This window comes from Microcoleus sp. B5-D4, from assembly GCF_036705145.1.
Lineage (GTDB): Bacteria > Cyanobacteriota > Cyanobacteriia > Cyanobacteriales > Microcoleaceae > Microcoleus.
Window position 1 is genome coordinate 1 of record NZ_JAUBTV010000166.1, and the last position, 4,701, is coordinate 4,701.

Annotated in this window: 2 tRNA genes and 2 rRNA genes; all 4 read left to right on the forward strand. The window is 48.6% G+C overall.

What is annotated here, in order from left to right:
• Positions 1 to 144: 144 nt before the first annotated feature.
• A 16S ribosomal RNA gene (locus QUB10_RS33745) occupies positions 145 to 1,660 on the forward strand.
• A gap of 92 nt (positions 1,661 to 1,752) precedes the next feature.
• Positions 1,753 to 1,826, forward strand: a tRNA-Ile gene (locus QUB10_RS33750).
• An 81-nt stretch (positions 1,827 to 1,907) separates the two neighbouring features.
• Positions 1,908 to 1,981 (forward strand) — tRNA-Ala (locus QUB10_RS33755).
• Positions 1,982 to 2,089: 108 nt separating this feature from the next.
• Positions 2,090 to 4,701, forward strand: a 23S ribosomal RNA gene (locus QUB10_RS33760); the annotation flags it as partial.

Genomic DNA, 4,701 nt, shown 5'->3' on the forward strand with positions numbered 1-4,701 from the left:
AAAGAAACAACGTTCATAGACATATTGAATTGACAGCCGTCTTAAAAGAGATTTTAAGACAGAAAAAAAAGAGAGTAAGTGAATCGAGAGATTTGAAAAAGACTAGCCTTTGTCTATAAAATAGCTCGTAAGAGCAAAAAACATACGATGAAGAGTTTGATCCTGGCTCAGGATGAACGCTAGCGGCAGGCTTAACACATGCAAGTCGAGGGGTAGAGGAAGCTTGCTTCCTTGAGACCGGCGCACGGGTGCGTAACGCGTATGCAACCTACCTTTTACAGAGGGATAGCCCAGAGAAATTTGGATTAATACCTCATGGTATATATCATTCGCATGTTTGATATATTAAAGTTCCAACGGTAAAAGATGGGCATGCGTCCTATTAGCTAGATGGTAAGGTAACGGCTTACCATGGCAACGATAGGTAGGGGTCCTGAGAGGGAGATCCCCCACACTGGTACTGAGACACGGACCAGACTCCTACGGGAGGCAGCAGTGAGGAATATTGGACAATGGGCGCAAGCCTGATCCAGCCATGCCGCGTGCAGGAAGAAGCATCTATGGTGTGTAAACTGCTTTTGTACGGGAAGAAACACTCCTTCGTGAAGGAGCTTGACGGTACCGTAAGAATAAGGATCGGCTAACTCCGTGCCAGCAGCCGCGGTAATACGGAGGATCCAAGCGTTATCCGGAATCATTGGGTTTAAAGGGTCCGTAGGCGGTTTGGTAAGTCAGTGGTGAAAGCCCGCAGCTCAACTGTGGAACGGCCATTGATACTGCCAGACTTGAATTACAAGGAAGTAACTAGAATATGTAGTGTAGCGGTGAAATGCTTAGATATTACATGGAATACCAATTGCGAAGGCAGGTTACTACTTGTGGATTGACGCTGATGGACGAAAGCGTGGGGAGCGAACAGGATTAGATACCCTGGTAGTCCACGCCGTAAACGATGGATACTAGCTGTTGGGGGCAACTTCAGTGGCTAAGCGAAAGTGATAAGTATCCCACCTGGGGAGTACGTTCGCAAGAATGAAACTCAAAGGAATTGACGGGGGCCCGCACAAGCGGTGGAGCATGTGGTTTAATTCGATGATACGCGAGGAACCTTACCAAGGCTTAAATGTAGATTGACAGGTTTGGAAACAGACTTTTCTTCGGACAATTTACAAGGTGCTGCATGGTTGTCGTCAGCTCGTGCCGTGAGGTGTCAGGTTAAGTCCTATAACGAGCGCAACCCCTGTTGTTAGTTGCCAGCGAGTCATGTCGGGAACTCTAGCAAGACTGCCAGTGTAAACTGTGAGGAAGGTGGGGATGACGTCAAATCATCACGGCCCTTACGCCTTGGGCTACACACGTGCTACAATGGACGGTACAGAGAGCAGCCACTACGTGAGTAGGAGCGAATCTATAAAACCGTTCTCAGTTCGGATCGGAGTCTGCAACTCGACTCCGTGAAGCTGGAATCGCTAGTAATCGGATATCAGCCATGATCCGGTGAATACGTTCCCGGGCCTTGTACACACCGCCCGTCAAGCCATGGAAGCTGGGGGTACCTGAAGTCGGTGACCGTAAGGAGCTGCCTAGGGTAAAACTAGTAACTGGGGCTAAGTCGTAACAAGGTAGCCGTACCGGAAGGTGCGGCTGGAACACCTCCTTTCTAGAGACGAAAAAGAAGGACTGGAAATAGAAGAGTCACAAAGCTCATTTACTCTCGCTGTTAATTCAAAATATAAAATAAGCAAAATACAGAGTCTCGTAGCTCAGCTGGTTAGAGTACTACACTGATAATGTAGGGGTCGGCAGTTCGAGTCTGCCCGGGACTACTAGTATGCTTATAAGGAAATTCTAGGGGTTGAGAGGTTATGTAACTCATAACTCATAACTAGTAACTCATCACTAAGATTGGGGGATTAGCTCAGCTGGCTAGAGCGCCTGCCTTGCACGCAGGAGGTCATCGGTTCGACTCCGATATTCTCCACTATCCCGTAAAGGGAAACCGTTCATTGACATATTGAGATAAAAAATACATTTAAAAAGTAGAAAGAACACGAATTATCTAAGTGATTAGATAATAAGTAACAAGTACAATAAGCAAAATAAGGGCGTATGGGGGATGCCTAGGCTCTCAGAGGCGAAGAAGGACGTGATAAGCTGCGAAAAGCTGCGGGGATTGGCACATACGAATTGATCCGCAGATATCCGAATGGGGCAACCCGGCATGTTGAAGACATGTCACTCCGATAGGAGGGCAAACCCGCTGAACTGAAACATCTAAGTAGGCGGAGGAGAAGAAAACAAAAGTGATTCCGTAAGTAGTGGCGAGCGAACGCGGATTAGCCCAAACCAAAGTTGTTACGGCAATTTTGGGGTTGTAGGACCACGACATTTCTTGCGGATTGAATTAGAACTACCTGGAAAGGTAGGCCATAGACGGTGATAGCCCGGTATAAGTAAGAGAAGATAAGGATAGTGGTATCCTGAGTAGGGCGGGGCACGTGAAACCCTGTCTGAATTTGGCGGGACCATCCGCTAAGGCTAAATACTCCTGAGAGACCGATAGTGAACCAGTACCGTGAGGGAAAGGTGAAAAGAACCGTGAATAACGGAGTGAAATAGATCCTGAAACCATACGCTTACAAGCGGTCGGAGCCCACAAGTTGGGTGACGGCGTGCCTTTTGCATAATGAGCCTACGAGTTACCGTTGCTGGCAAGGATAAGCACTTATGGTGTGGATCCGTAGCGAAAGCGAGTCTGAATAGGGCGATGCAGTCAGTAGTGGTAGACGCGAAACCGTGTGATCTACCCATGGGCAGGATGAAGCTGTGGTAACACATAGTGGAGGTCCGAACCGGTTGACGTTGAAAAGTCTTCGGATGACCTGTGGGTAGGGGTGAAAGGCCAATCAAACTCGGAAATAGCTCGTACTCCCCGAAATGCATTTAGGTGCAGCGCTGGTTATAAGTTATATAGAGGTAGAGCTACTGATTGGATGCGGGGGCTTCACCGCCTACCAATTCCTGACAAACTCCGAATGCTATATAATGTTTACCAGCAGTGAGGGCATGGGTGCTAAGGTCCATGTCCGAGAGGGAAAGAACCCAGACCATCAGCTAAGGTCCCCAAATGTATGCTAAGTTGAAAAAACGAGGTTTGTCTGCCCAGACAGCTAGGATGTTGGCTTGGAAGCAGCCATTCATTTAAAGAGTGCGTAACAGCTCACTAGTCGAGCGGACGAGCATGGATAATAATCGGGCATAAGCATACTACCGAAGCTATGGATTTGTAGTAATACAAGTGGTAGGGGAGCATTCTAACAGGGTTGAAGGTGTAGCGCGAGCTATGCTGGACTGGTTAGAAAAGAAAATGTAGGCATAAGTAACGATAATGCGGGCGAGAAACCCGCACACCGAAAGACTAAGGTTTCCTCAGCTATGCTAATCAGCTGAGGGTTAGTCGGGTCCTAAGGCGAACCCGAAAGGGACAGTCGATGGCCAACGGGTTAATATTCCCGTACTACTGTTAATTGTGATGGGGTGACGGAGTGATGAAAGTACCGCGAACTGACGGAATAGTTCGTTAAAGCACCTACCTATAAGTTGCGCAGGCAAATCCACGCGACTTGGGGAAATGCGATAGTACTCAGAGGCTTCGGCCAAAGAGATAGTGTACCTAAGGGCTTCCAAGAAAAACCTCTAAACTTAGATTAACAGTACCCGTACCGTAAACCGACACAGGTAGTCGAGGAGAGAATCCTAAGGTGCTCGAGAGATTCATGGCTAAGGAATTAGGCAAAATAGACCTGTAACTTCGGGAGAAAGGTCGCCAGCAGTAATGCTGGCCGCAGTGAAAAGGTCCAGGCGACTGTTTATCAAAAACACAGGGCTCTGCAAAATCGTAAGATGAGGTATAGGGCCTGACACCTGCCCGGTGCTGGAAGGTTAAGAGGAGATGTTATCTTCGGAGAAGCATTGAATTGAAGCCCCAGTAAACGGCGGCCGTAACTATAACGGTCCTAAGGTAGCGAAATTCCTTGTCGGGTAAGTTCCGACCTGCACGAATGGTGTAACGATCTGGACACTGTCTCAGCCATGAGCTCGGTGAAATTGTAGTATCGGTGAAGATGCCGATTACCCGCAGTGGGACGAAAAGACCCTGTGCACCTTTACTATAGCTTAGTATTGGTCTTGGATAAGTGATGTGTAGGATAGGTGGGAGACTGTGAAATGGCGTCGCCAGGCGTTGTGGAGTCATTGTTGAAATACCACCCTTTGCTTATCTGAGGTCTAACCCCGCTTATGTGGGGGACATTGCTTGGTGGGTAGTTTGACTGGGGTGGTCGCCTCCAAAAGAGTAACGGAGGCTTCTAAAGGTTCCCTCAGCACGCTTGGTAACCGTGCGTAGAGTGCAATGGCATAAGGGAGCTTGACTGAGAGACATACAGGTCGATCAGGTACGAAAGTAGAGCATAGTGATCCGGTGGTTCCGCATGGAAGGGCCATCGCTCAAAGGATAAAAGGTACGCCGGGGATAACAGGCTGATCTCCCCCAAGAGCTCATATCGACGGGGGGGTTTGGCACCTCGATGTCGGCTCGTCACATCCTGGGGCTGGAGAAGGTCCCAAGGGTTGGGCTGTTCGCCCATTAAAGTGGCACGCGAGCTGGGTTCAGAACGTCGTGAGACAGTTCGGTCTCTATCT